22 protein-coding genes are annotated in these 25,179 nt (G+C 67.1%); 15 read left to right on the forward strand and 7 right to left on the reverse strand.

What is annotated here, in order from left to right:
• Positions 1–30 precede the first annotated feature (30 nt).
• Positions 31–1,701, forward strand: coding sequence for a sensor domain-containing diguanylate cyclase (locus GTP41_RS20380; RefSeq protein ID WP_161027420.1), 1,671 nt, complete (start codon positions 31–33; stop codon positions 1,699–1,701).
• 19 nt (positions 1,702–1,720) lie between these two features.
• Here GTP41_RS20380 and GTP41_RS20385 read toward each other — a convergent pair whose 3' ends face one another.
• The 6 genes from GTP41_RS20385 to GTP41_RS20410 form a co-directional block, all read right to left on the reverse strand.
• Entirely contained in the window at positions 1,721–3,715 is a 1,995-nt protein-coding gene (locus GTP41_RS20385; RefSeq protein ID WP_161027421.1) for a methyl-accepting chemotaxis protein, read from the reverse strand.
• 10 nt (positions 3,716–3,725) lie between these two features.
• On the reverse strand, positions 3,726–4,490 hold the full coding sequence (locus tag GTP41_RS20390; protein ID WP_161027422.1) for a TorF family putative porin: 765 nt from the start codon (positions 4,488–4,490) through the stop codon (positions 3,726–3,728).
• Positions 4,491–4,586: 96 nt separating this feature from the next.
• On the reverse strand, positions 4,587–5,594 hold the full coding sequence (locus GTP41_RS20395; protein WP_161027423.1) for a sensor domain-containing diguanylate cyclase: 1,008 nt from the start codon (positions 5,592–5,594) through the stop codon (positions 4,587–4,589).
• A 93-nt stretch (positions 5,595–5,687) separates the two neighbouring features.
• Positions 5,688–6,299, reverse strand: a complete 612-nt coding sequence (locus GTP41_RS20400; RefSeq protein WP_161027424.1) for a redoxin domain-containing protein — start codon at positions 6,297–6,299, stop codon at positions 5,688–5,690.
• Between the two features lie 23 nt (positions 6,300–6,322).
• Positions 6,323–8,407 carry a protein-disulfide reductase DsbD family protein gene (locus GTP41_RS20405; RefSeq protein ID WP_202419821.1) on the reverse strand — a complete coding sequence of 695 codons (2,085 nt, stop codon included), beginning with the start codon at positions 8,405–8,407 and terminating at the stop codon, positions 6,323–6,325.
• A gap of 42 nt (positions 8,408–8,449) precedes the next feature.
• Positions 8,450–9,673 (reverse strand): PepSY-associated TM helix domain-containing protein, encoded by a 1,224-nt coding sequence (locus GTP41_RS20410; protein ID WP_161027425.1) that lies wholly within the window; start codon positions 9,671–9,673, stop codon positions 8,450–8,452.
• A gap of 97 nt (positions 9,674–9,770) precedes the next feature.
• Here GTP41_RS20410 and GTP41_RS20415 point away from each other — a divergent pair, with 97 nt between their 5' ends.
• Together GTP41_RS20415 and GTP41_RS28010 are read left to right on the forward strand one after the other, a co-directional pair.
• Complete coding sequence (locus GTP41_RS20415) at positions 9,771–11,897, forward strand: TonB-dependent receptor (protein WP_161027426.1); 2,127 nt, start codon at positions 9,771–9,773, stop codon at positions 11,895–11,897.
• 186 nt (positions 11,898–12,083) lie between these two features.
• Positions 12,084–13,274 carry a diguanylate cyclase gene (locus GTP41_RS28010; RefSeq protein WP_161027427.1) on the forward strand — a complete coding sequence of 397 codons (1,191 nt, stop codon included), beginning with the start codon at positions 12,084–12,086 and terminating at the stop codon, positions 13,272–13,274.
• Between the two features lie 6 nt (positions 13,275–13,280).
• Here the strand turns inward: GTP41_RS28010 and GTP41_RS20425 are convergent, their stop codons facing one another.
• Positions 13,281–15,548, reverse strand: coding sequence for a DUF5916 domain-containing protein (locus GTP41_RS20425; RefSeq protein WP_161027428.1), 2,268 nt, complete (start codon positions 15,546–15,548; stop codon positions 13,281–13,283).
• An 85-nt stretch (positions 15,549–15,633) separates the two neighbouring features.
• On the opposite strand from GTP41_RS20425, the gene ccmA reads away from it, so the two are divergent.
• Genes ccmA through napA form a run of 12 tightly spaced genes read left to right on the forward strand, consistent with a single transcriptional unit; the run spans position 15,634 to position 25,173 of the window.
• A complete protein-coding gene (ccmA, locus tag GTP41_RS20430) occupies positions 15,634–16,254 on the forward strand; it encodes a cytochrome c biogenesis heme-transporting ATPase CcmA (protein WP_161027429.1) in 621 nt (206 codons plus the stop codon).
• Complete coding sequence (gene ccmB / locus GTP41_RS20435) at positions 16,248–16,916, forward strand: heme exporter protein CcmB (protein WP_161027430.1); 669 nt, start codon at positions 16,248–16,250, stop codon at positions 16,914–16,916. Before ccmA ends, ccmB begins: the two co-directional genes overlap by 7 nt.
• A 12-nt stretch (positions 16,917–16,928) precedes the next feature.
• The gene (locus GTP41_RS20440; RefSeq protein WP_161027431.1) at positions 16,929–17,699 is read left to right on the forward strand and encodes a heme ABC transporter permease; all 771 of its coding nucleotides are present in this window, start codon (positions 16,929–16,931) and stop codon (positions 17,697–17,699) included.
• Positions 17,696–17,839: a heme exporter protein CcmD gene (gene ccmD / locus GTP41_RS20445; protein ID WP_161027432.1), complete on the forward strand. Its 144-nt coding sequence runs from the start codon at positions 17,696–17,698 to the stop codon at positions 17,837–17,839. Before GTP41_RS20440 ends, ccmD begins: the two co-directional genes overlap by 4 nt.
• Entirely contained in the window at positions 17,836–18,285 is a 450-nt protein-coding gene (gene ccmE, locus GTP41_RS20450; RefSeq protein ID WP_161027433.1) for a cytochrome c maturation protein CcmE, read from the forward strand. Before ccmD ends, ccmE begins: the two co-directional genes overlap by 4 nt.
• Positions 18,282–20,285, forward strand: a complete 2,004-nt coding sequence (locus tag GTP41_RS20455; protein ID WP_161027434.1) for a heme lyase CcmF/NrfE family subunit — start codon at positions 18,282–18,284, stop codon at positions 20,283–20,285. Before ccmE ends, GTP41_RS20455 begins: the two co-directional genes overlap by 4 nt.
• Entirely contained in the window at positions 20,282–20,809 is a 528-nt protein-coding gene (locus GTP41_RS20460) for a DsbE family thiol:disulfide interchange protein (RefSeq protein ID WP_161027435.1), read from the forward strand. The genes GTP41_RS20455 and GTP41_RS20460 overlap by 4 nt, the downstream gene beginning before the upstream one ends.
• A complete protein-coding gene (locus tag GTP41_RS20465; RefSeq protein ID WP_161027436.1) occupies positions 20,802–21,113 on the forward strand; it encodes a cytochrome c-type biogenesis protein in 312 nt (103 codons plus the stop codon). Before GTP41_RS20460 ends, GTP41_RS20465 begins: the two co-directional genes overlap by 8 nt.
• Positions 21,110–22,195 carry a tetratricopeptide repeat protein gene (locus tag GTP41_RS20470; protein WP_161027437.1) on the forward strand — a complete coding sequence of 362 codons (1,086 nt, stop codon included), beginning with the start codon at positions 21,110–21,112 and terminating at the stop codon, positions 22,193–22,195. The genes GTP41_RS20465 and GTP41_RS20470 overlap by 4 nt, the downstream gene beginning before the upstream one ends.
• Before the next feature lie 52 nt (positions 22,196–22,247).
• Complete coding sequence (napE, locus tag GTP41_RS20475; protein ID WP_161027438.1) at positions 22,248–22,409, forward strand: periplasmic nitrate reductase, NapE protein; 162 nt, start codon at positions 22,248–22,250, stop codon at positions 22,407–22,409.
• A 2-nt stretch (positions 22,410–22,411) separates the two neighbouring features.
• A complete protein-coding gene (locus GTP41_RS20480; protein WP_161027439.1) occupies positions 22,412–22,681 on the forward strand; it encodes a chaperone NapD in 270 nt (89 codons plus the stop codon).
• Positions 22,678–25,173 carry a periplasmic nitrate reductase subunit alpha gene (napA, locus tag GTP41_RS20485; protein WP_161027440.1) on the forward strand — a complete coding sequence of 832 codons (2,496 nt, stop codon included), beginning with the start codon at positions 22,678–22,680 and terminating at the stop codon, positions 25,171–25,173. Before GTP41_RS20480 ends, napA begins: the two co-directional genes overlap by 4 nt.
• The last annotated feature ends 6 nt before the right edge of the window (positions 25,174–25,179 follow it).

Consider the following 25,179-nt stretch of genomic DNA (forward strand, 5'->3'; position numbering starts at 1 on the left):
TCGCCTGCAGTCTCTCCGCTGGAGAAGGTTATGCGCCGCATTCCGCCTTATCAAACATTCAAATTCAAGATCACGGCCCTGCTGGTGCTGATGGTCATGCTCGCCTCCGTGCTGGTGGGCGGCGCCTCGCTGGTCGTGGCCGAGCGCGAAATGCGCGCGGTGATCGGCAACCAGGAAATGGCGACCCTGGCCGGCGCCGCCGCCTACCTGGACCGCGACATCAGCTCCAAGCAGCAAGTGTTGCGCGTGCTGGCCGAAGGCTTGCAGGCGACGCCAGTGCCGCATGGCCAGGTGCAGGCCCAGCTCGAACAGCGCAGCGGCCTGCGTGATGAGTTCGCCAATGTTGCCGCGCTCGACCGCCACGGCCAGCTGATCGCCAACCTGCAGGACCGGCGCATGGTGGGCAAGCTGAATAGCCATGGCCGCCAGTTCTTCCGCGATACGCTGGCGGTGCGCGACAGCGTGGTGTCCGCCCCTTTCCGCAGCGTGCTGACGGGCCGCCCGGTGGTGGCGGTCACGCAACCGGTGCTGGGCGCGGCCGGCGCCATCGATTATGTGCTGGTCGGGACCATCGACCTGCAGCGCCCCGCTTTCGCCGGCCAGTTGCAGGCCCTGCGCGGCCACGCGTCCGGCAAACTGTTCATCGTGGCGGCCGACGGCACCACGGTCTACCATCCCGACCCCACGCGCCTGCTGGCGCGCGAGGCGCCCGGCTCGCTGGCCCATGCTGCCCTGTCCGGCCCGGATGGCTGGCGCGTCGACCTGCAGGACCAGGGCCGCGCCACCATGCTGGCGCACACGCGCCTGAAACGGGTGGACTGGACCATCGCCCTGGCCATGCCGCTGCAAGACGTGTTCGCCGGCATGGACGGCGTGCGCCTGCGCGCGCTGGGCACGGCCGCCCTCGCGGCGCTGCTGGCCGGCCTGCTCGGCTGGTGGCTGATGCGCGCCATGCTGGCGCCGCTGTACCAGTTGTACGGGCGCGTGCTCGCGCTCGGGCGCGCCGAGGGCGACGTGGAGCAATTCAATTCCGCCCGGCGCGACGAATTCGGCCAGCTCAGCCGCGCTTTCTACCAGGTCTCGCGCCAGCACCAGACGGCCGAACGCAACCTGCAGCGCCTGGCCACCACCGACCCGCTGACCGGCGCCCACAACCGCCGCATGTTCGATGAATTCTTCCCGCAGGCGCTCAAGCGCGCCATCCGCGCCGGCCAGCAGATCGGCCTGGCCGTGCTGGATATCGACCATTTCAAGGACATCAACGATAACCACGGCCACCAGGCCGGCGACGCAGTGCTGGTGCAGTTTGCCGATCGCCTGCGCCAGGCCGTACGCAGCACCGATACCGTGGCGCGCATCGCCGGCGACGAATTCGTGATCGTGTTCGAGCACCTGGACGCCGCGCACGACGTCAACCTGCTGGGAGAGAAAGTGGTGGCCGCCATGAAGGCGCCGTTCAACGTGAACGGCAAGGCGCTGGAAGTCACGGCCAGCATCGGCATCGCCCTCACCACCGAGCTGCCGGCCGATGTCGAGAAGGTGATGCTGGCGGCCGATCAGGCCCTGTATTGCGTGAAAGCGGCCGGCCGCAACGGCTTTGCCGTCAACTGCGTGGGCGCCGAGCGCATGCTGTCGGTGCGCGATTTCGGCGCCCCGGCCAAGGCCGACAAAAAGCCGACCTGGCCGTCCAGCCGGCTGTAGGGCCGGCCGCGCGCTGCCGCTAACCGCGCAGCGCCAGCGTACGGCGCGCCGTGGCGCCTGCCGCCGCCGGGCCGGACCCCGTCTCGCTCTGCGCCAGGCGGAACTCGCCGACCAGCGCCACCAGCGTGGCGGCCTGCTCCTGCAGGCTCTCCGCCGCCGCCGCCGCTTGCTCCACCAGCGCGGCGTTCTGCTGCGTCACCCCGTCCATCTGGCCAATGGCCTCGTTGACCTGGCCGATGCCGTGGCTCTGCTCACCGCTGGCCGCGCTGATCTCGCTCACGATATCGGTCACGCGGCGCACGCTGGACACCACTTCCTCCATGGTGCTGCCAGCCTGCGCCACCAGCGCGCTGCCCGCCTCCACCTGGTTCACCGAGTTGCCGATCAATTCCTTGATCTCCTTGGCCGCCGCCGCGCTGCGCTGGGCCAGGTTGCGCACCTCGCTCGCCACCACCGCGAAACCGCGCCCCTGCTCGCCGGCGCGCGCCGCCTCCACCGCCGCGTTCAGGGCCAGGATATTGGTCTGGAACGCGATGCCGTCGATGACGGAAATAATGTCCACCACCTTGCGCGAGGACTCATTGATCGAGGCCATGGTGTCGACCACCTGCGCCACCACTTCGCCGCCGCGCGACGCGACTTCCGATGCGCGCGCCGCCATCTGGTTGGCCTGGCGCGCATTGTCGGCGTTCTGCTTCACGGTGCTGGTCAGCTCCTCCATGGTGGCCGCCGTTTCTTCCAGCGCGCTGGCCTGCTGCTCGGTGCGCGCCGACAGGTCGGAATTGCCCTCGCGGATTTCCTTGCTGGCCACGGCCACGCTGTCGGACGACTCGCGCACCCGCGCCAGCACCGAGTGGATCTTGCCGACGAAGGTATTGAAGCCGCTGCCGATCACCGCCAGTTCGTCGTTGCCGCGCACCTCCAGACGCGCGCTCAGGTCGGCATTGCCGCTGGCCAGGCCGGACATGGCCGTGCCCAGTTCGCGCAGCGGCTGCGTCAGGCGGAACACCACCGCCACCAGGATGAAGCCGGTGGCCACTGCGCACAGCAAGGACACCAGCAAGGTGTAGGTCAGCAGCTCGCGCGCCGAGGCCGTGGCCACTGCGCGCGGGAAGCTCATTTTCACCGCCCACGGCGCAATATCCGGATGCAGCACCAGCGGCTGGATCAGGTGCGCCATGCCCTGCTTGTCCTCGTACTCATAAGGCTTGCCGTTGCGGATGCTGTCCAGACCCTCCTTGGGAATATCCTCGGCCGGCTTGCCCACCAGCGCCTCGGCCGGATTGCTGGCGTACAGGCCGCCATTCGACACCAGCGACAGGCGGCCGCCCTCGATCGACTTCATCTCTTTCAGGATTTCGCCCAGCTTGGTCAGCATGAAGTCGGCGCTGGCCGTGCCCTGGAACTGGCCGTCGATCATGATCGGCGCCACCAGGGATGCCATCAGCACGTCCTTGCCGCCGACCGGATAGGCATACGGCTCGGTGAAGAAGACCTTGCCGGTCTTCTTGGGAATGTCGTACCAGTCGTTGGCGCCCGGCTTGGGGTCGAACACGATCGGCTCGATATTCACGCCGCCGCCCGCCGCGCGGGTGTAGTACGGCATATAGCGGCCGGTGTCGTCGTATTCCGGCTTTTTGCCGGCGTAGTCGGCATCCTTGCCATCCAGCGCATTCGGCTCCCAGGTCACGGCGGCGCCGATCAGGTCGTCGGAGCTGAACAAGGCGGCCTTGGTGATCTCGCCGGTCTGCTCGCGCGAGACCGGCAGCTTGGCGCCGCGCGTCGCGCGCTGCGAGGCGCCCAGCTGGATGATGGTGGCCAGGTTGCGGCCAATGCGCGACTGCAGCGCCGACGCGGCGGCGGCGGCCTGGGTACGCGCCAGGTCCATGGCATCCTTCTCCGCCGTGCGGCTACTCTTAATGCCGGTCACCGTGGCGGTGACGGCCAGGCTGATGATCACCAGCAGCGTGGCTGCAATGCAGATCTTCGCATTCAGCGATAATTTAGACAGCATGCGGCGCTCCTCAGAAAGTCTTGGCGATGGTGACTACCAACGTAGCCTTCTCGGTGTTCGAGTAGGCCAGCCGGCCGGCGGCATCCGGCACACCGTTGGTGTATTCGCGGTAGGCGCTGGTGGCGCCCCAGCCGCGCGTGACGGCGCCGGCGACCGTCCAGCCGCCCTCGAACGCTTTGGTCACGCCGACCTTGGCATCGCGCCAGTCCCAGATCTCGTTGCCGGCGCCGCCCACGCGCGCATCGCCGGCATGCAGGTTGAGCGTATAGCCGGCGCCCAGGTCGTGGTTCATGCCCACGTCCAGGTAGCCGGTGCCGCGACCGTGCGTAATGCCGAAGAAGTGCGGGCTCACCGTATAGTTGTACTTGGCGTAGAAAGCCTTGTAGGTCAGGCCCAGCGACAGCTCGGTGTAGTTGAAGGTGGAGTCGGTCGAGCTGACCTTGGCGCCCGGGTACAGGTACTGGTACAGGATGATGCTGTAGCCCAGGTCGCCGGCGGTGGCGGAATAGCCTGCGTACAGGTCCCATTCCAGCTTGGCCTTTTCCACGAATTTGTCGCTGACGTTGGAGGCCCAGGTGCCGGCGATAAAGCCGCGCGGGTGGACATAGTCGGCGCCGACCTGCAGCGCCGGCTTGTCCCAGGTTTGACGGATGCCGCGCGACACGTATTGGCTGGCAAAGGTCACCGTGGTGGTCAGGGAGGGGCCGGCCGCTGGCGCATCTTGCGCCTGGACCGATGCGGAAGCCAGCAAAGCCAGCCAGGTGAAGCGTTTCATGGGTCCCTCACTTTCATGTCAGATGGTACACAAAAGCAATAGTAGTTGCTATTTCATTCCCTCATAGCAATACCTGACTGAATCGTTGCGGTAAAACTACGCTGCCACCGCCTTACGCGCCTGCTTCACACGGTACATGGCCTGGTCTGCCAATTCCATTAACTGGGTCATGTCGCGCCCATCGTCGGGACTGAGCGCGTAGCCGATGCTGGCCCCCAGGCGCAGGGGCCTTCCTTCGAATTCAAATGGCGCGCTGATGGCGCCGGCCAAGGTGCTGCATTTCTTGCCGACGCCGTCGCGGTCGACGGCGCCGCACAGCAGGATGCCGAACTCGTCACCGCCCAGGCGGGCGGCCAGGTCTTCCTGGCGCAGCTCGCGCGCGATGCGCTCGGCCACCTGGCAGATGGCGGCATCGCCGGCGCGGTGGCCAAGCGTGTCGTTGATGGCTTTCAGGCCATCCATATCGACATTCACCACAGCCACGCTACCACAGCCACGGTTGGCCTGCGACAATTGTTGTCGCAGGCGGTCATAGAACAGCGCACGGTTGGCCAGGCTGGTCAGGGCGTCGTGGGTGGCGCGGTAATACAGGTCGCTCGATTCGTATTGCACGGCGTGGTAGATGGCGGCGCCGATCAGCTCGGACAGCAGGCCCAGGATCTGCGCCTGCTCCTGGCCGAAGGCGTTGGGCTGCGGCGCGCCCACCTTCAGCACGCCCACGCTCTGCCCTTCGTGGCGCAAGGGCACCACCAGCATGGAGCGCAGGCCCACTTTGCGGCAGGCTTCGCGGTCCACGCGCGGGTCGGTTTCGCTGTCGTCGCAGCGCAGGATGGCGTCTTGCGCCACGCACAGGCCGGACAGGCTGCCGTTGCGGCGCAGGCGCAGGCCGAGCGAAGCCTCGGCCAGGCCGGCGGTGGCGCGGTAGACCATGTCCTCGCCTTCCGCCAGTTCGACGATGGCGGCATTGGCGCCGCACAGGGCGCCGGCGCGCTGGCAGACCAGCTGCATCACGCCGCCCAGGTCCAGGCCCTGGCGGGCAATGTCAGTCTGCAGGTTGATAATGTCCAGCAATACTGCCGGGTTCAGGTCCAGCCCATTCATCATGCCGCCGCTCACAAATCTCACACAATCTCACAGATTCCAGTGTGACCGATTTGTGAACGAATGGCAACTTCCCCGCGCTGCCCGGCTGCGTATTTAGCTGGCCGTGTCGTATTTCACGGTGCAGCCATAGGGTTGGGTGACCGGCTTGCTGACGGGCTTACCCGCCGCCAGCTCGTCCAGCGCCTGGATCACATAGTTGGTCGCGCCGGGAATATCGTCCGCATTCGAGCTTGGCTTGCTGTCGATCGCGCCGGCATACACCAGCTTGCCCGCCGGATCGATCACATACATATGCGGCGTGGTGCGGGCACCGTAGGAACGACCAATGCCGCCCTTGTCCAGCACCAGGTTGCTGATCACGGCCTTCTGCTCTTTGGTCCAGGCGCCGAGGCTGGCGGCGGTTTTCGGATCGCCCGCCGCGCCCGAGGTATTCAGGCTGACCCAGGCCGCGCCTTTGGCGGCAGCATGCTTTTGGGTGGCCTGCATATTGCCGCTCTTGTAGTGCTTTTTCACGAACGGGCAGTCGGGGTTGACCCACTCCAGCACCACGTATTTGCCTTTGAAGTCGGCCAGCGCGACTTGCTTGCCGGCGGTGTCGGTGCCGCTGAATGCGGGCGCGGCCTGGCCGATCTGCACTTGCGCCAGGGCCGCGCCGCTGGCGGCGAAACCGATTGCCAGTACTGCACTCAATGCCAGTTGTTTCATAACCACCTCCTTGGGAAGAAAGACTACAAACGGGACAGCGCGCTATGGATGGCATCCGCGCTGAGCACTTCGGGCAGCAGTTGCGGCGCGCCGCCCTTGTCGCCATACAGCACATACACCGGCACGCCGCTGCGGCCGAGCGCCTGCAATTGCTGCGCGATCAGCGGATCGCGGCTGGTCCAGTCGGCGCGCAGCAGCAGGACCTGTTTTTGCGCCAGCGCTGACAGCACGGCGGGGTCGCTCAGCGCGGTGCGCTTGTTGAACTGGCAGGTGATGCACCAGGCGGCGGTGAAGTCGACAAACACCGGCCGGCCCGCATCCCGCGCCTGCGCCACCGCTTGCGGCGACCAGGGCTGCCATTGGCCGGTTTGCGGCGCGCCAGCGGCCGCTGCTGGCACCGTGGCGATGGTTGCGGGTTCGTCCCGCAGCAGCGGCAGGCTCCAGGCAAGCGCTCCGGCCAGCAGCGCCACTCCCGCGCCGCCCGCGGCAGCCGCCCTGCGCGCGCTGCGCGGCCCGGCAGCCGCCCCCATGCCCGACCACAGCCACGTCGCCAGGCTGACGGCAAGCAGCAGCACCAGCAGCGCCGCCATGCCATCGACGCCAGCCTGATGGCCCAGCACCCAGGCCAGCCAGACCACCGTGGCAAACATAGGGAACGCCAGCAAGGCCTTAAAACGCACCATCCATGGCCCCGGACGCGGCATGACTCGCGCCAGCCGAGGCCAGGCGCTCAAGGCCAGGTAAGGCGCCGCCATCCCCAACCCCAATGCACCGAAGATGGACAATGCCTGCGGCCACGGCGCCGCCAGCGCCGCACCAACCGCCGCCCCCATCAACGGCGCCGTGCACGGCGAGGCGATGGCCACCGCCACCGCGCCGGTCAGCGCATCATCCAGCAACGGGTTGCGGGCGCGGTAGGCGGCAACGCGCCCGGGCAGCAAGGTGCCGACCTCGAACACGCCCAGCAGGTTCAAACCGATCAAGGTGAATAGCAGCGCCAGCGCGGCGATGAAGAGCGGCGATTGCAGCTGGAAGCCCCAGCCAACCAGCGCACCGCCCGCGCGCAAAGCCAACAAGCCGCCCGCCAGCGCGAGGAAACTCGCCACCACGCCCACGGTATACGCGATGCCGCCCGCCAATTGGCGCCCCCGCCCTTCGGCGCGCTGGGCCAGCGCCACCGCTTTCAGCGACAGCACCGGGAACACGCACGGCATCAGGTTGAGCAAGGCGCCGCCGAGGAAGGCGAATAGCAGCATGAGCGGCAAAGCCGCCGCGCCGCCCGTATCCAACGCGCCCGCAGCTACCGGCGCCGTGCCCGCCACGCCCGCAGCGCCGGACGCGCTGGCTGGACCGGGCCAGGCTGCAACGGGCGCCGAGAGCGCGACGCCGCCCGGAACACCCGCTTCGGCCAGCACAAACTTCAGCGCTGGCGGACTCTCGCTACGCATGGCCGATAGCGGCGCGCGCAGGACCAGCCGCCCATCCGCCCAGCGCTGGGTGGTTGCGTCCGCATGCTCGAACACACCGCTCTCCTCCGGGAAGAACAAGAGCTGCTTGCCACGCAAGCGCGGCGGCAAGCCGTCAGCGGTAAACTCCACCGCCGCCCCCTCCACCCGCGCCGCCACCTTTGCCCCGGCCACGCCACGCGGCACGGCGGCAGCCGCCGCCTCGAACGCCGTCCGCGACGCCAGCACAGGCGTCCCGGGCGCCAGCCGCAACGCAAACTCGCCCGACTCCGGCAGGCAGATATCTTTGCAGACCAGCCACTCCGCCGACAGTTTCACATCCAGCCCGGCGGCGCCTGCGCCAACGCGCACCGGCACCGGCAGCAGCACCGTGCCATCGTAGCCATAATTCATGAGGGGGCCATAGGGCAGCCGCTGCGGCACCGGCCAGGCGATATCGCCGGCCGAACTGCCCGCCGGCAGGGTCCACTTCAGCGTAACGGGCAAGCCCGAGTCGCCGGGATTTTTCCAGTAGGTATGCCAGCCATCCTTATGCACCAACTGCAAACCAAGCTGCAAAGGCTGGCCGGCGGCCACACCTTGCGGGGCGTGGGCCAACAGTGTCGCGGTAACGTGATCGGTGGTGACAATGGCGCGATTCATGGGGCAATGAAGGATTCCCTTGAAAAGGCCAGATTAGCGCAATCAGGCCGCCGCAGTATGTCGTATTGTTGCAGGAGCGGCCACCGCCAGCGCCGCCGCGCGCGCCTTGCGCTGCATGGCGCGCCGCCCCAGCCACAGCACCAGGCCGGTAACCATGAAGAACAGCGGCGCCAGGCCGGACACCGAAACCAGCACCCGCCCCGGCAAGCCGAAGGCCTCGCCCGTATGCAGCGGATACTGCCAGTTGAAGAAGGTATCGCCCGCCGCCGACTTGAGCGGATCGCGCACCCGCAGCACCGCCCCGCTGAACGCATCCACGCTCACGCGCGTGCTGCCATCGCCCTCGCGCACCTCGCCCGGCTGGCGCATGCGGATTTCATACGGCGCCTTGGCCGAGCCCAGCGCCACGCGCGACAGGCGGGCCTGCGGCAAATGCTGCTGCGCCGCTTCCAGCGCGGCCGACACGCTGATGGGCTGGCGGCCCTCGGCCGGGCCGTTGGCCGGCTTGGCATTCGGCTCCAGCGTCGCCACCGCGCCCACCACCGGACGCACCCACTCCGGCAGGTTCATGGCCAGGCCACTAAAGCCCAGCACCGCCAGCACCGGCGTCATCAAGAAGCCCGCCGCGCGGTGGGAGCTATAGTTGAACTGGCGCGACGTCACCTTGCCGCGCACGGTCAGCGCCTTGCCCAGGCTCGCCAGCGTATGCTTCGGCCACCACAGCGCCAGGCCAAGCAGCGAGGTAATGGTCAGGAACAGGCCGCTGATGCCGATCACCGTCTTGCCCACCTCCCCAGCGAACAGATAGCGGTGCAGGTGGAACAGGGACGGCATCAGGAGGGGACGGCTGACGCCGAACTCGCCCCAGTTGCGCTCACCCAGCACCTGCAGCGAATGGCGGTCCAGCATGACCTGGCGCGACACATCGGTCGCGAAAGCGCCCTTGTCCTTCCTGGGCTGGCGGTACCAGGCCACATACACCTCGTCCGCCGCATGCGGCAGCATCAGCTGCGTCGGTTTGCCGTAGCCCGGCATGGCGGACAGCTTGTCCAGCGCCGCCTGCACCTGCACGGGCGTCGGCGCCGCAGCGGGCAAGCCTTCGGCCTGGCGCGAGTGCAGCAGGGCCGGATTCAGCGCCGCATCCAGTTCATGCATCCAGGCCAGCGGCACACCCGTCAGGCCGGCCAGCACGAACAGCGCCCCGAACAGCAGGGACGCATACAAGTGGAGGTCGCGCAGGCGCGCGCGCAGCAAACCGGTGAGCATTGATAAAAGAACCAGCAATAAATTAATTGAAATTATAAATGAGAATGATTATCATTGTCGTCCTGTTTTTTGTATCTTTCTGTTTAGGAATTACTCGATGACCACCCTGCATCCGCTCACCCGCGCCGTCGCCCTGGCCTGCCTGGCCGCCTCCGGCCACGCCGCAATAGCCCAGACCAGCGAGGCCCCGCTGAGCGAAGTGGTGGTCACCGCAACCCGCAACAGCAAGAGCGTGGACAAGATCCCCGGCGCCGTCACCGTGATTTCGCAGCGCGAACTCGAGGCCCAGTACCTGCTGGCCGACGACCCATCCGCCGCCCTCGCCACCTACATCCCCGGCTACGCGCCGAGCCGTCAGAAAATGAGCTCCACCGGCGAATCGCTGCGCGGGCGCGGCACCCTGATCCTGCTGGACGGCGTACCGCAAACCAACCCGCTGCGCGGCGGCATGCGCGAAGGCTATGTGGCCGACACCGCCATCATCGAACGGGTGGAAGTGATCAACGGCGCCTCCGCCATGCAAGGCATGGGCGCCACCGGCGGCATCGTCAACTACATCACCAAATCGCCCAAGGGCGAAGGCACCACCCACAGCGTGAACGCGCGCCTGTCGTCGCAACTACGGCACGACAGCCTGGACTGGAAAACCGGCTACACCCTGCAGCACAAATCCGGCGGCTTCGACCTGCTCGCCTTCGGCAGCATCCAGCAGCGCGGCCTGGGCTACGACGGCAAGGGCCGCCCGCTCGGCATCGAATCGGTGCAGGGCGACACCATGGACTCCGAAGGGACCGACCTGTTCCTGAAAATCGGCAAGAACTTCGGCGACCAGCGCCTGCAGCTGACCGTCAACCGCTTCCGCATGGAAGGCGACGGCGACTACAAACAAGTGCCGGCCAACTTCGCCAGCGGCACCCCGACCAGTTCCACGCCGGGCACCCCGGTCGGCGCCCCGCCGCGCAACAAGGTGGAAACCAGCAGCCTGGAATACCGCCACAACGACGTGCTGGGCGGCTCCTTCAATGCCCAGCTGTTCAAACAGGACTTCGCCTCCCTGTACGGCGCCACCAATACCGCCACCTTCCAGGATGTGACGCTGGCGCCGGCGGGCAAGCTGTTCGACCAGTCCGAAGTGGTGGCCGACAAATACGGCGCCAAGCTGACCTATGTGCGCCCGAACACCGTGATCGACGGCCTGGAATTCACCGCCGGCCTGGACTACCTGCGCGACCGCACCAAGCAATGGCTGGCCGGCACCGGCCGCACCTGGGTGCCGACCCTGGACTTCACCTCGGTCGCCCCGTTCACCCAGCTCGAATATGAGATCGGCGCGCTGACCGTGCGCGGCGGCGTGCGCCATGAAGACGCCAAGCTGAACGTCGACACCTACACCACCCTGGCCGCCTACGGCAGCCGCCTGGTGCAGGGCGGCCAGCGCGCCTTCACCAAGAACGTGAAGAATATCGGCGCCGTGTACCGCTTCAGCCCGAACTGGTCGGCCTTCGTCTCCAGCGCCGAAGGCTTCGGCCTGCCGGATGTGGGCCTGGTGTTGCGCGCGGTGAACCGCCCGGGCCAATCCGTCGCCAGCCTGTTCGACATGGAACCGGTAGTCACCCGCAACAACGAGATCGGCGTCAACTGGCGCGGCGCGCTGGGCAATGTGGGCGCCTCGTTCTACGATTCACGCTCCAAGCTCGGCACCGCCCTGCGCATCAATTCCGCCGGCATCGGCCAGCTCGACCGCGTACCGACCACCGTGCGCGGCTGGGAAGTCTCCGGCGAAGTGCGCCCGGCGCGCACGCTGACGGCCTTCGGCTCCTACTCGCGCACCCTGGGCAAGACCGCCGCCACCGCCGGCGCTCCGATGGACGTCGCCCTGGGCGCCCGCTCGCAAGGCCCGGACAAGCTGGTCGCCGGCGCCAACTGGCAATGGATGCCGAAAGCCAACCTGCGCCTGCAAGCGACCAAGCTGAAAGACCGCGACATCAACATTGGCCGCAGCGTCGGCACCGCCATCCTGGAAGAGCACTTCAAGGGCTACACCCTGGTCGACCTGGCCGGCAGCGTCGACTCCCCATGGGGCAAAGTCGGCCTCGGCCTGGAAAACCTGACCGATCGCCAATATGTTGGTTATTACCCACAATCAACCAGCTACAAAGACGCCGCCTCCTACTTCGCCGGCCGCGGCCGCACCCTCTCCCTGAGCCTGGCCCGCAGCTTCTGAGAAATTCGGGGTCAAAATTCGGGGTCAGGTCTGACAATCGGACATTTATTGCACGGAGTGCAATAAATGTCCGATTGTCAGACCTGACCCCGAATTGCTATACTGCATCGAACCTCGCGCCTTACCCCTGCGCAACTTCCTGATCCCGGCCTAGACTTCGCCAACCATTCCATCGAGGAATCGGCTGTGCGCACACTTTCACTCCCTACCCAGTTTTTCCCGGCCCGGCGCCCTCCGGCGGCGGCCAATGATTTCCCGCCAGCGCTGGAGGAAAACTATCAGCAGGACATCGTGCCGGCGAAGTTTCGCTCGTTTAGCCAGGCGTCCATCCTTTGCATGCTGTTATATGTCTGCTTCGGTGTGATCGATATCTGGGCCCTGCCCGGCGCGCTCGGCTTTGCCTGGAGCGTACGCACGGTGGTGCTGCTGGCTACCCTGGCCTGCCTGCTGCGCGCCTGGCAGGACCGGCAGTGGTTTGAGCGCCATTACGGCTCGCTGACCATCGGCCTGCACGCGCTGTGGGGAGTGGGCGTGGTGGCGATCATTGCGTCCGCCCTCCCGGGTGAGGCGTCGTGGACCCATTACTATGCCGGCCTGACCCTGGTCACCACCGCGCTGTATACCTGGAGCTATGTGACGCCGCTGGCGGCCAGTGTGCTGGGCCTGTCGCTCACGGCCGGCTACGCGGCCATCGCCATCGGCTGGCAGGAGTTGCACCGGCGGCCGGAAAGCAGCGCCCTGGTGGCGATTTTGTTCTTCCTCACCAGCACCAACCTGATCGGGATTCTGTCGATGCTGGCGCGCGAAAAGTTCTCGCGCCAGGCCTTCCTGCTCAAGCACATGCTGCGCAAGGACCTGGAGGATGCGGGCAATGAGCAGCGCCATTCACAGCACATCTCTGAACACGACCACTTGACCGGCTTGCCGAACCGCCTGCGCTTTGAGCGCCGCATGCAGGAGCTGTGCGCCAATGCCACCCTGGGCAGCAATAGCGTGGGGCTGCTGTACATCGACCTGGATGGCTTTAAACCGATCAACGACGCGCATGGCCATGCCGCCGGCGACGCGGTGCTGGTGGAGGTGGCGCGCCGGATGTCGGGCCTGATCCGCAGCGAAGACATGGTGGCGCGCCTGGGCGGCGACGAATTCGTGATCGCCATCCCGCTCGCCCATGGCAGCACCGATCGCCTGCACAGCCTGCGCCTGGCGCTCTCGATGCGGATCGGCCAGCCCATGCACTGGGAAGGCAAGACCCTGCGCGTCACCGCCAGCATCGGCGACGCCTGTTTCCCCGGCGACGGCAGCTCAGTGGCCGACGTGCTGGCCAAAGCCGACCGCACGATGTACCGCGACAAGCAAAGAAAAGTCCGCGGCTAGAATCTATCAGATGCCCCACTGCACCTTGAGGGTGAGGCCTTTGTTGGCGCCAGGCAGGGCGCCGTTGGCGTCGGTGGTGGCGCCGACCGAGACGATGCGGTCGTGGCGGGTGGTGCGTTTGTACAGCAGCGAGCGGTGGCGGTAGTGGGCGTCTTCCGCTTCGATCAGGTGCGGCATGCGGTCCTGGCGTTGGGCGGAGGTGTTCTGCACGATCACGCGCAAGGCGTCGCGCGGGGTGGCGTGCAGGGTGCCGACCCAGCGCCAGCCGCTGTCGCTGAAGTCCTGCAGCTTGTCGTGTTTGACCCAGGCGCGGTTCCAGCGGTGGTCCGATTCCAGGCTCCAGCCGCCGGCCAGCGGGAAGCGCAGGCTGGCTTCCAGTTCCAGGTTGCCGCCCTTGCCGACCGCATCGGCGTCGGTGTCGAGCTGGCGGCCGAGCGTGAGTTCGCCTTCCAATTTGACGAAGCGGGCCGAGGGCGAGCTTTCAATCCCCACATGCGCGGCATGCACGCGGTGCAGGCGGCCGCCTGCATGGGCGCGCTGCTGGTCGAAGCCGGCATTGGCCCAGAAGCGGGTCTGGCGGCCGGCGAACAGCCAGATGCCGGGTCGCACCCAGCGTTCCACTACTTCGTGCGCCAGGGTGCGCGTTTCGCGCAGGCCCAGGTGCAGCTCGGTCTCGTAGGCTTGCAGCGGGCCGAACTTGTGCGCGCCCATGCGGCGGTTCAGCTCGACGTCGCCTTTGATGATGCCGGCTTGCGGTACGAAGCCGTTGTCGTTGGCGAAGTTGCTGCCGATGACTTCGAGCTGGGCGATGTTGAACCAGTCGTCCGAGCTGTAGTTCAGGCGGCCGTAGCCGTAGCCGCTGGTGCGGGCGTGCGTGGCGTGGCTGCGGCCAGCGTCGTCGAACCGGGAGGTGGTGCGCGAGCTCATGGCGGTCCACAGCAACTGGGTGTTGCCGCCGCCCTCGCGGCCTGCGGGCAGGCGCCATTGGCCGTCCACGCCGAGCACGGTGTTGCGGCCGCCCTTGCCGTAGTCGCGGTCGGACAGGAAGGCGCCGGCCACCACTGCTTCGCCATGGCGGCGGGCGCGCAGCAGGGTGGCCTTGCTGTCGCCGGCATTCACGTACTCGTCGGTGCCGTAGGCTGCGCCGCGCATCACCACGCCGCCGGCGCGGTCGCTCAGTACCAGGGCGGTGGCGTCGGCGGCGGCGCCGCGCCAGGTGGCGCGCATGCCCCAGCGCGGTTCGGCGATGGTGCGCGAGTAGAAGGCGGGCAGGCGCATGCCCAATACGTCGGCGCTCTCCAGGAAGAAGGGGCGCTTTTCCGGCAGGCTCAAGGCGATCTGGCTGGTGCCGTTGCTGGTCGGGGCGTCGATCTCCACTTGCGAGAAGTCGGGGTTGAGCGTGGCGTTGAAGACCCAGTCGGCGCGCGGGCGGGCGCTGATGTCGAGGCCGACGCTGGTCTGGCTGCTGCCCTTGCCGTAATTGTCGTGGACACGGTGCGTGAGTTCCGGGCGCAGTTCCCAGAACGGCTTGTCCTGCATCTCCGGCAGCACTTTGGCGATGCCTTCCAGCTCGTCCATCTCGGCGATGAAGTGCAGCGATTCCTTTTTCAGCGGTGCGCTCAGGAGCAGCATGCCGTCGGCATGCGGCACGCTGCGTTCGACGCGCACCAGCCACGGCTTGGCTGCGCCGTACGGGAAGCGCAGGCTCGACAGCGGCCAGCGGATCTCCATCGAATAGCCGTCGGGCAGATGGTGCACGGCGCTTTCCACCGGATAGTCCGGGCCCAGGTCGTCCTCATCCTCGTCGGCGCGGTAAATGCCGTCGCTCATGACGCCGGCCACGTTGACGCGCACGAATTGCGCCGAGCGGCCATGCCCGCTGGGATCGATCCACACGCCGATGAAGTCCTGGTCGCGGTCGACCTTGTCGCGCCGCGCCAGGGTGCCATTCAGCTTGGCCGGATCGGCATTCCAGGCGCGCACGCCGAACACCAGCGCGTCCTGGTCCAGCAGCACCTTGACGCTGGTGCGCAGGTGTGCGGGAGCGTCGCGCCCGTCCTCCGGCTGGTACTGGAAAAAGCGCGTGTTGCTGGCGGCCTGGTTCCAGGCGGCGTCGTCGAGGCGGCCGTCGAGGGCAAGCGCCAGCGGCTGGCGCGCCACATGGGCGGCCAGGCTACGGCGCTTGGGTTCTTCACTTTCGGCGGCGGCTAAAGCTGGGACGGGAATGGCAAACTGGCATACGGCCAGCACGGAGGCGAAATTTCGTGCAAACATGATCTAGATTATAGATTTGCCAATTCGCACACGGCAAGTGAATATGGCGATGCTACCATGTGACCACTTTCATGAAAGGGGATTGATGGGACTGACCTGTCAACAGCTCACTTGCCGCCGCGGCCGCAGCACCTTGTTTGCGGGCGTTAATTTTAAGCTGCAAGCGGGTGAGGCCATCTGGGTCCAGGGCCGCAATGGCAGCGGCAAGACGACGCTGCTGCGCATGCTGTGCGGCCTGGCGCGTCCCGACCGCGGCGCCGTGCACTGGCGCGATCAGCCCATCCTCGCCACGCGCGCCCAATTCCATTCCGAACTGCTGCACATCGGCCATGCGGACGGCTTGAAGCCGGATTTGCTGGCCTGGGAAAACCTGGCCCTGGGCGCCCTGCCCGGCGCCCGCTGCACCCGCGCCGAGGCCGAACAGGCTTTGGCGGAAATCGGCCTGGCGGCGGCAGCCCAGCGCCCGGTGCGCCTGCTGTCGCAGGGCCAGCGCAAACGCGTGGCGCTGGCGCGCCTGCTGCTGGCGCCACAACGCCCGTTGTGGATCCTCGACGAACCGATCGCCTCCCTGGACCAGGCAGCCGCCGCGCAAGTGGGCGCCATCCTGCAAGCGCATTGCGCGCGCGGCGGCATGCTGGTGCTGACCACGCACCAGCAGCCGGATTTTCCCGGCGTGCGGCACCTGCAATTGGGGGCGCCGTGCTGAGTACTTCCGCCCAGTTGCTGCGGCGCGACCTGCTGCTGGCCATGCGCCGCCGCAGCGACGCGCTGATGCCGCTGGCCTTCTTCCTGGTCGTGACCTCGCTCTTCCCGCTCGCCATCGGCCCCGATTCCAAACTGCTGCGCAGCGTGGCGCCGGGCATCGTGTGGGTGGCGGCCCTGCTGGCCTCCCTGCTTGGCTTGCAGCGCCTGTTCGCCGACGACCATGCGGACGGCTCGCTGGAGCAGTTGCTGCTCGCGGGCCAGCCGCTGGAACTGCTGGTGCTGGCCAAAGTGCTGGCGCACTGGCTGACGTCCGGCGTGCCGCTGCTGGTGCTGGCGCCGCTGGTCGCCCTGCAGTATGGCCTGGACGCCACCGCCCTGACGGTATTGTGGCTCGGCCTGCTCCTTGGCACCCCGGTTCTCAGCCTGCTGGGCAGCATCGGCGCCGCCCTGGCGCTGGGTGCACGCGGCGGCAGCGTGCTCGTTGCTTTGATCCTGATGCCCCTGTATATTCCCTTACTAATTCTCGGCAGCTCCGCAGTCGTAGCCGCCGGCGATGGTACCGGCAGTGCGCCCCACCTGATGTTGCTGGGCGCCCTGCTCGCCGCATCGCTGGCCGCCACGCCCTGGGCTACCGCCGCTGCGTTGCGGATTGCGCACGAGTAGGAAGGAGATCCAATGAATCGACCGTATTATTCCACCGCAAACGGCGCCCGGCGCCGCTTCACGGTATTTGCCTTTGCTTCGCCACGCAACTTCTACCACCTGGCCGGGCGGCTGATCCCCTGGTTTACCGCGCTCGGCGTGCTGAGCGGGCTGGCCGGGCTGGTACTCGGCATGCTGTTCGCGCCCACCGATTTCCAGCAGGGCGACGCCTACCGCATCATCTTCGTGCACGTGCCGGCGGCCTGGATGTCGATGCTGATCTACCTGGCCATGGCCGGCTGGGCGGCCATCGGCCTGTCCTACCACACGGGCGTGTCGTCCATCATGGCCAGCGCGCTGGCGCCGACCGGCGCCCTGTTCACCTTCCTCGCGCTGTGGACCGGCGCCCTGTGGGGCAAGCCGACCTGGGGCGCGTGGTGGGTGTGGGATGCGCGCCTGACGTCGGAACTGATCCTGCTGTTCCTCTATCTCGGCTACATGGGGCTGCACGCCTCGATCGCGGACCCGCGCCGCGCCGACCGCGCCGCTGGCGTGCTGGCCATCGTCGGTGCGGTCAACATCCCGATCATCTATTTCTCGGTGTACTGGTGGAATACCTTGCACCAGGGTCCGTCCGTCACGCTCGGCAAGGCGCCGAGCATGGCGCCGGACATGTTCACGGCCATGCTTTTGATGGTGGCTGCTTTCTGGTGTTACGCAATTGCAGTGGCGCTGCGGCGCGCGCGTTGCATCGTGCTGGAACGGCACGGCAACGCGGCGTGGCTGCGCAGGAGAACAAAATGAACTGGACAAGTGTGCAGGATTTCCTGGCCATGGGCGGCTATGCCGGCTATGTGTGGGGTTCCTTCGGTGTGGTGTTCGCCACCATGGCGCTGGAAGTGTGGGCGCTGCGCCAGCGCGAGCAACAGGCGGAGACTGAATGAAACCGCGCCATCAACGACTGGCACTGATCGGCGCCAGCCTGGCCGCCTGCGGCGTGGCCGTGGCCCTGGTGCTGAACGCATTTAACGATAACCTGGTGTTCTTCTACACGCCGTCGCAAGTGGCGGAAGGCAGCGCGCCGCGCCAGAGCATCTTCCGCATCGGCGGCCTGGTGGAGGAAGGCAGCGTGAAACGCCTGGCCGACGGCCTGACCGTGAGTTTTGTCATCACCGACAAGGTCAAGCAGGTGCCGGTGCACTATAAGGGCACCCTGCCCGACCTGTTCAAGGAAGGCAAAGGCGCCGTGGCGCAGGGCCGCCTGGGTGACGGCGCGCTGTTCCTGGCGCAGGAAGTGCTGGCCAAGCACGATGAAAACTATATGCCGGCGGAAGCTGCGCACGCATTGGAGCAAGGCCGCGCGCCGGCTTCGCTGAAAGGCGCCCCATGATCGGCGAAGCAGGTAATTTCGCGCTGGTGCTGGCCCTGCTGCTGGCGGTGCTGCAAGGCACGCTGCCGTTGGCAGGCGCGCAGCGCGGCGACTCGCGCTGGATGGCGCTGGCCAAGCCGGCGGCGGCGGGCCAGTTCGCTTTCTGCACCCTGGCTTTCGGCTGCTTGTTCTACAGCTTTTACGCCAACGACTTTTCGCTGCGCTACGTGGTGCAGCATTCCAATTCCCTGCTGCCCTGGCAGTACCGCCTGAGCGCGGCCTGGGGCGGGCACGAGGGTTCGCTGCTGCTGTGGACCTGGCTGCTGTCGGCCTGGACTTTTGCGGCGGCTTGCCTGTCGCGGCAGCTGCCGCGCGAAGTGCAGGCGCGCCTGCTGGGGGTACTGGGACTGGTGGCGGTGGGCTTCCTGCTGTTCATGCTGTTCACCTCCAATCCCTTCATGCGCAAGCTGCCGGCGGCGCCGGACGGCAACGACCTGAACCCGCTGCTGCAGGACGCCGGCATGATCGCGCACCCGCCGCTGCTGTATATGGGCTACGTCGGCTTCTCGGTGACCTTTGCCTTTGCTATCGCGGCGCTGCTGGGCGGACGGCTGGATGCCTCGTGGGCACGCTGGTCGCGGCCGTGGGCGCTGGCGGCGTGGAGCTTCCTGACGCTGGGCATCGCCATGGGCAGTTTCTGGGCCTACTACGAGTTGGGCTGGGGCGGCTGGTGGTTCTGGGATGCGGTGGAGAACGCGTCCTTCATGCCCTGGCTGGTGGGCACCGCGCTGCTGCATTCGCTGATCGTGACCGAAAAGCGCGGCGTGTTCCGCAGCTGGACGGCGCTGCTGGCGATCCTGGCCTTCTCGCTCTCGCTGCTGGGCACCTTCCTGGTGCGCTCGGGGGTGCTGACGTCGGTCCACGCCTTTGCCACCGATCCACGGCGCGGCGCCTTCATCCTGGTCTACCTGGCGATTGTGGTGGGCGGCTCGCTGCTGCTGTACGCCTGGCGCGCACCGCGCCTGCGCCAGCGCACCGCGTTCACGCCAATGGCGCGCGAGTCGCTGCTGCTGTTGCAGAACGTGGTGATGCTGGCCGCCACCGGCACCGTGCTGCTTGGCACGCTGTACCCGCTGCTGCTGGACGCGCTGGGCGCGGGCAAGATTTCGGTGGGACCGCCGTATTTCGAAAAAGTCTTCGTGCCGATGATGCTGCCGGTGCTGCTGCTGGTTGCCGCCGGTCCGTTCGCGGGCTGGCGCCACGGCACGCTGGCGCAGTTGGCGAAACGCCTGCGCTGGCCGGCGGCCATCGCGCTGGGCGCGGCGGCCGGCGTGGCGCTGCTGCTGCGCAGTTCGCCGATGGTGGCGCTGGGCCTGCTGCTGGCGGCCTGGATCCTGGCCGGCACCGCCTGGCAGGTGCTGCAGCAGCGCGGCAAGCTGGCGCGCCAGCCGCGCTCCTGGTACGGCATGCTGGCGGCGCACACCGGGCTGGCGGTGTTCGTCATCGGCGTGACCATGGTCAAGGGCCATGAGCTGGTGCAGGACGTGGTGCTGGCGCCTGGCCAGCAGGCTACGCTGGGTGACTACAGCTTTACCTTGCAGAAGCTGGAGGACGTGCGCGGCCCGAACTACACCGCGCTGCGCGCCAGCGTCGGTGTGACGCGCGCCGGCGGCGGCCAGGCCGTTGCCGTGCTGCTGCCGGAACAACGCCGCTATAAAGTGGCGCAAGACACCATGACCGAAGCGTCCATCGACCGCAGCCTGCTGCGCGACCTGTACGTGTCGCTGGGCGACGCCACGGGCGACGGGCGCTACCTGCTGCGCATCCAGGTCAAGCCTTTCGTGGGCTGGATCTGGGGCGGCTGCCTGCTGTTCGCGCTGGGCGGTTTCCTGGCTGCGAGCGACCGCCGCTACCGCGCCGCGCGCCAGCACGCGCACGACCGCGAGCCGGGCGCCGGCGACGCACAGCCAGCCGCCGCGCCGGTGCTGGCGACCGGCTCCCTGGTGCGGGAGGCGCCATGAAGCGCTTCATCATCCCCGCCGCCCTGTTCGTTGTGCTGCTCGGCTTTTTGGCGGTCGGCCTGCAACGCAACCCACGCGAGCTGCCGTCGCCGCTGATCGGCAAGCCGGTGCCGCAATTCTCGGCGCAGCGCCTGGACGACCCGTCCGGCACCATCTCGCCGGCCAACCTGAAAGGCAGCGTGTGGGTGCTGAACGTGTGGGCTTCGTGGTGCGAGGGTTGCCGCATCGAGCATAAGGACTTGATGGACCTGTCGCGCGCCGTGCATGCGCCGGTGATCGGCCTGAACTACAAGGACCAGCGCGACGACGCCCTGCGCTGGCTGCGCGAGCAAGGCAACCCGTACCGCCAGGTCGCCTTCGACCACGACGGCCGCATCGGCATCGATTTCGGCGTGTACGGCGTGCCGGAGACGTTTGTCATCGACCAGCAAGGCATCATCCGCATGAAGCATATCGGTCCCCTGTCCTCGCCCGACGCGCGCGAGCGGGTGGCACGCATGGTGAAGGAGCTGGCCAATGGCTGACAAATCATTGGATGCGCGCACCATGGCGCTGGCCGAAGAACTGCGCTGCCTGGTGTGCCAGAACCAGAGCCTGGCCGACTCGCACGCCCCGCTGGCGCTCGACCTGCGCGCCCAGATCCAGCAGCAGCTGGCACAGGGCCGCAGCGAGAAACAGGTGGTGGAATTCATGGTGCAGCGCTACGGCGACTTCGTCCTGTACGAGCCGCCGCTGAATAGCAGCACCGCCCTGCTGTGGTTTGGGCCCGCCCTGCTGCTGGCCGTCGGCGTGTTCGCGCTGCGCGGCTTCTGGAGAAAGAAAACATGAGCACTTTTGTTATCGTGATCGCGCTGATGGCCGCCCTGGCGCTGGCCTGCGTGGTACCGCCGCTGCTGACGCGCAGGGCCACGCCGGCGCCCGGCGCCACTGGCACGGCCGGCACGGCGCCAACCGGCCTGGTGCGCCAGCAACCGCGCCTGGCGCTGCTGCTGGCCCTCGGCCTGCCGGCCGCCGCCGCCGCCATCTACCTGCAGGTGGGCCGTCCCGACGTGCTGACCATGCCGCCGGAACTGCTGCAAGCGGCCGCCACCCCGACCGACCACGGCCCGTCGGAAGCGGACATTCCCGCCATGGTGGAAGGCCTGGCGCAACGCCTGCGCAATGAGCCGGACAATATCGAAGGCTGGCATATGCTGGCGCGCTCCTACAGCGCCATGAACCGCTACGCCGATGCCGCCAAAGCCTACGCCCACCTGGCCGAGAAGCTGCCGCAGGACGCCGGCGTGCTGGCCGACTATGCCGATGCCCTGGGCACGGCGCAGGACGGCAAGCTCGATGGCGAGCCGGAACGCCTGATCGAACGCGCGCTGGCGATCGACCCGCAACAGGTGAAAGCGCTGGCCCTGGCCGGCAGCGCGGCTTTTGCCAAGAACGACTACGCGCGTGCCGAGCAGCGCTGGACGGCGGTGCTGGCCCTGATCCCCGCCGACTCCGAATTCGCCACTTCGACCCGCGCCGGCATTGCCGAAGCGCGCGCGCGGCAAGGTTTGCCGGCAGCGGTGGCAGTGTTGTCGGGCACCATCCGCCTGGCGCCGGGCACGCCCGCGCCGGCGCCAGGCCAGACCCTGTACGTGTACGCGCGCGCCGCCGACGGCCCGCCCATGCCGCTGGCCGCCGTGCGGCGCCAGGCCGACGCGCTGCCGCTCTCGTTCACGCTCGACGACAGCAATTTGCTGGCCGCCGGCAGCAAACTGGCCGACACACCCAAGCTGGTGGTCGGCGCCCGTATTTCCGCCAGCGGCAGCGCCACCCCGCAGCCGGGCGACCTGGAAGGCCAGGCCGCCGCCGTGGCTCCCGGCACCAGCAGCATCGTGATTGAGTTGAGTCCCCGCAACGCCTCGCAGCAATAGTTGATCTGCGTCATTTTTTGCTTTGTATTTGTAACCATACAATGGGATCAATATGGAAAACAAAGAAACAGCGCCCACGAAAGCGCAAGAATTAAAGGTCTTCCTGTTCATGACCGTGGTGCTGGCCCCGATCCTGGCCGTCGCCACCGTGGGCGGGTACGGGTTCATCGTCTGGATGTACCAGCTGCTGAGCGGTCGCCCGCCGGGAGCATGACGATGGCCGCAGAGATCCACATCGCCGGCGTCATTGTCCACGCCCGGCCCGCCCAAACAGCGGACATCCGCGCCCAGCTGGCACTCCTGCCGCACGCCATTGTGCATGCCGTCGAAGACGACGGCCGCATGGTGGTGACGCTGGAAGCGGAAAGCGCCCCGCGCACGCTCGACGCCATGGACGCCATTCGCGCCCTGCCCGGCGTCCTGAACGTCGCCCTGGTTTACCAACATGCCGAACCCGCCACCGCAATGGACGAGGAAATGCCATGAAAAACACCCGCCGTGAATTTATTACCCAGACTGCCGCGATGACGGCAGCCGCCACCGCCGGCATCAGCCTGCCGGCTGCCGCCTCCAACGTCGTCACCGACGCCGGCAAAACCCAGCTCACCTGGAGCAAGGCGCCGTGCCGTTTCTGCGGCGTGGGCTGCGGCGTCAACGTCGGCGTCAAGGACGGCCGCGTGGTGGCCACCCATGGCGACATCAACGCCGAAGTCAATCGCGGCGTCAACTGCGTCAAGGGCTACTTCCTGTCCAAGATCATGTACGGCGCCGACCGCCTGACCACGCCGCTGATGCGCATGAAGAACGGCAAATACGCCAAGGACGGCGAATTCCAGCCGGTATCCTGGACCGCCGCCTTCGATGAAATGGCCAAGCAGTTCAAGAAGGTGCTGAACGAGAAAGGCCCGACCGGCGTCGGCATGTTCGGTTCCGGCCAATGGACCATCTGGGAAGGCTACGCCGCCTCCAAGCTGATGAAGGCCGGCTTCCGCTCCAACAACCTGGACCCGAACGCGCGCCACTGTATGGCCTCCGCCGTGGCGGGCTTCATGCGCACCTTCGGCATGGACGAGCCGATGGGCTGCTACGACGATATCGAAGCGGCCGACGCCTTCGTGCTGTGGGGCTCGAACATGGCCGAGATGCACCCGATCCTGTGGACCCGCATCACCGACCGCCGCCTGTCGCACCCGCATGTGAAAGTGGCCGTGCTCTCGACCTATGAGCACCGCAGCTTCGAGCTGGCCGACCAGCCTATCGTCTTCACGCCGCAGACCGACCTGGCGATCTTGAACTACATCGCCAACTACATCATCAAGAACAACCGCGTGAACCGTGACTTCATCAACAAGCACACGCGTTTCGTGGTCGGCAACACCAATATCGGCTACGGCCTGCGCCCGGACAATCCGCTGCAGAAAGCCGCCGCCAATGCCGGCGAGGCCGGCGGCAGCAAGCCGAGCACCTTTGAGGAATTCGCCAAGTTCGTCAGCGCCTACGACGTCGACACCGTGGCAAAACTGAGCGGCGTCTCGAAAGACCGCCTGGAACGCCTGGCGCAGCTGTACGCCGATCCGAAAACCAAGGTGATGTCCTTCTTCACCATGGGCTTCAACCAGCATACGCGCGGCACCTGGTGCAGCAACCTGCTGTACAACATCCACCTGTTGACCGGCAAGATCTCCGAACCGGGCAACAGCCCGTTCTCGCTGACCGGCCAGCCTTCCGCCTGCGGCACTGCGCGCGAGGTGGGCACTTTCTCGCACCGCCTGCCGGCCGATATGCTGGTGGCCAATCCCAAGCACCGCCAGATCGCCGAGAAAATCTGGAAGCTGCCGCCCGGTACCATCCCGGACAAGCCAGGCCTGCACGCCGTGGCGCAAAGCCGCGCCCTGAAGGACGGCAAACTGGGCGCCTACTGGGTCATGTGCAACAACAATATGCAGGCCGGCCCGAACGTGATGGGCGAAATCCTGCCAGGCTGGCGCAACCCCAATGCGTTCGTGGTGGTGTCCGACCCCTACCCGACCGCCAGCACCACGGCGGCCGACCTGATCCTGCCGACCGCGATGTGGGTGGAAAAAGAAGGCGCGTACGGCAACGCCGAACGCCGCACGCAGTTCTGGCACCAACTGGTGAGCGCACCGGGCGAGGCCCGTTCCGACTTGTGGCAGCTGATGGAATTCTCCAAGCGCTTCAAGATGGAAGAAGTGTGGACCGCGCCGCTGCTGGCGGCCATGCCGGCCTACAAAGGCAAAACCTTGTTCGATGTGCTGTTCCGTAACGGCCAGGTCGACAAATTCCCGGTCGCGCAGATCGAGGCTGGCTACCAGAACGACGAAGCCAAGGCTTTCGGCTTCTACCCGCAGAAAGGCCTGTTCGAGGAATACGCGGAATTCGGGCGCGGCCACGGCCACGACCTGGCCCCGTTCGACACCTACCACCAGACGCGCGGCCTGCGCTGGCCTGTGGTGGACGGCAAAGAGACGCGCTGGCGCTACCGCGAGGGCCTGGACCCGTACGTGAAGAAAGGCGAAAGCGTGCGCTTCTACGGCCATCCGGACGGCAAGGCGGTGATCTTCGCGCTGCCCTACGAGAAGCCGGCCGAATCGCCGGACAAGGAATACCCGTTCTGGCTGTCCACCGGCCGCGTGCTGGAGCACTGGCACACCGGCACCATGACGCGCCGCGTGCCGGAGCTGTACCGCGCCGTGCCGAATGCCGTGTGCTTTATGCACCCGGAGGACGCCAAAGCGATGGGCGCGCGCCGCGGCGACCTGGTCGAAGTCAAGTCGCGCCGCGGGGCGATCCAGAGCCGGGTCGAGACGCGCGGCCGCAACCGGCCGCCGCGCGGACTGGTCTTCGTGCCGTTCTTCGACGCCAGCCAGCTGATTAACAAGGTGACGCTGGACGCCACCTGCCCCATCTCTTTGCAGACTGACTACAAGAAGTGCGCAGTCAGCATCCGCAAGGTATAGGAGGAA

Origin of the sequence: Pseudoduganella guangdongensis (assembly GCF_009857475.1) — a bacterium.
Classification (GTDB): domain Bacteria; phylum Pseudomonadota; class Gammaproteobacteria; order Burkholderiales; family Burkholderiaceae_D; genus Rugamonas; species Rugamonas guangdongensis.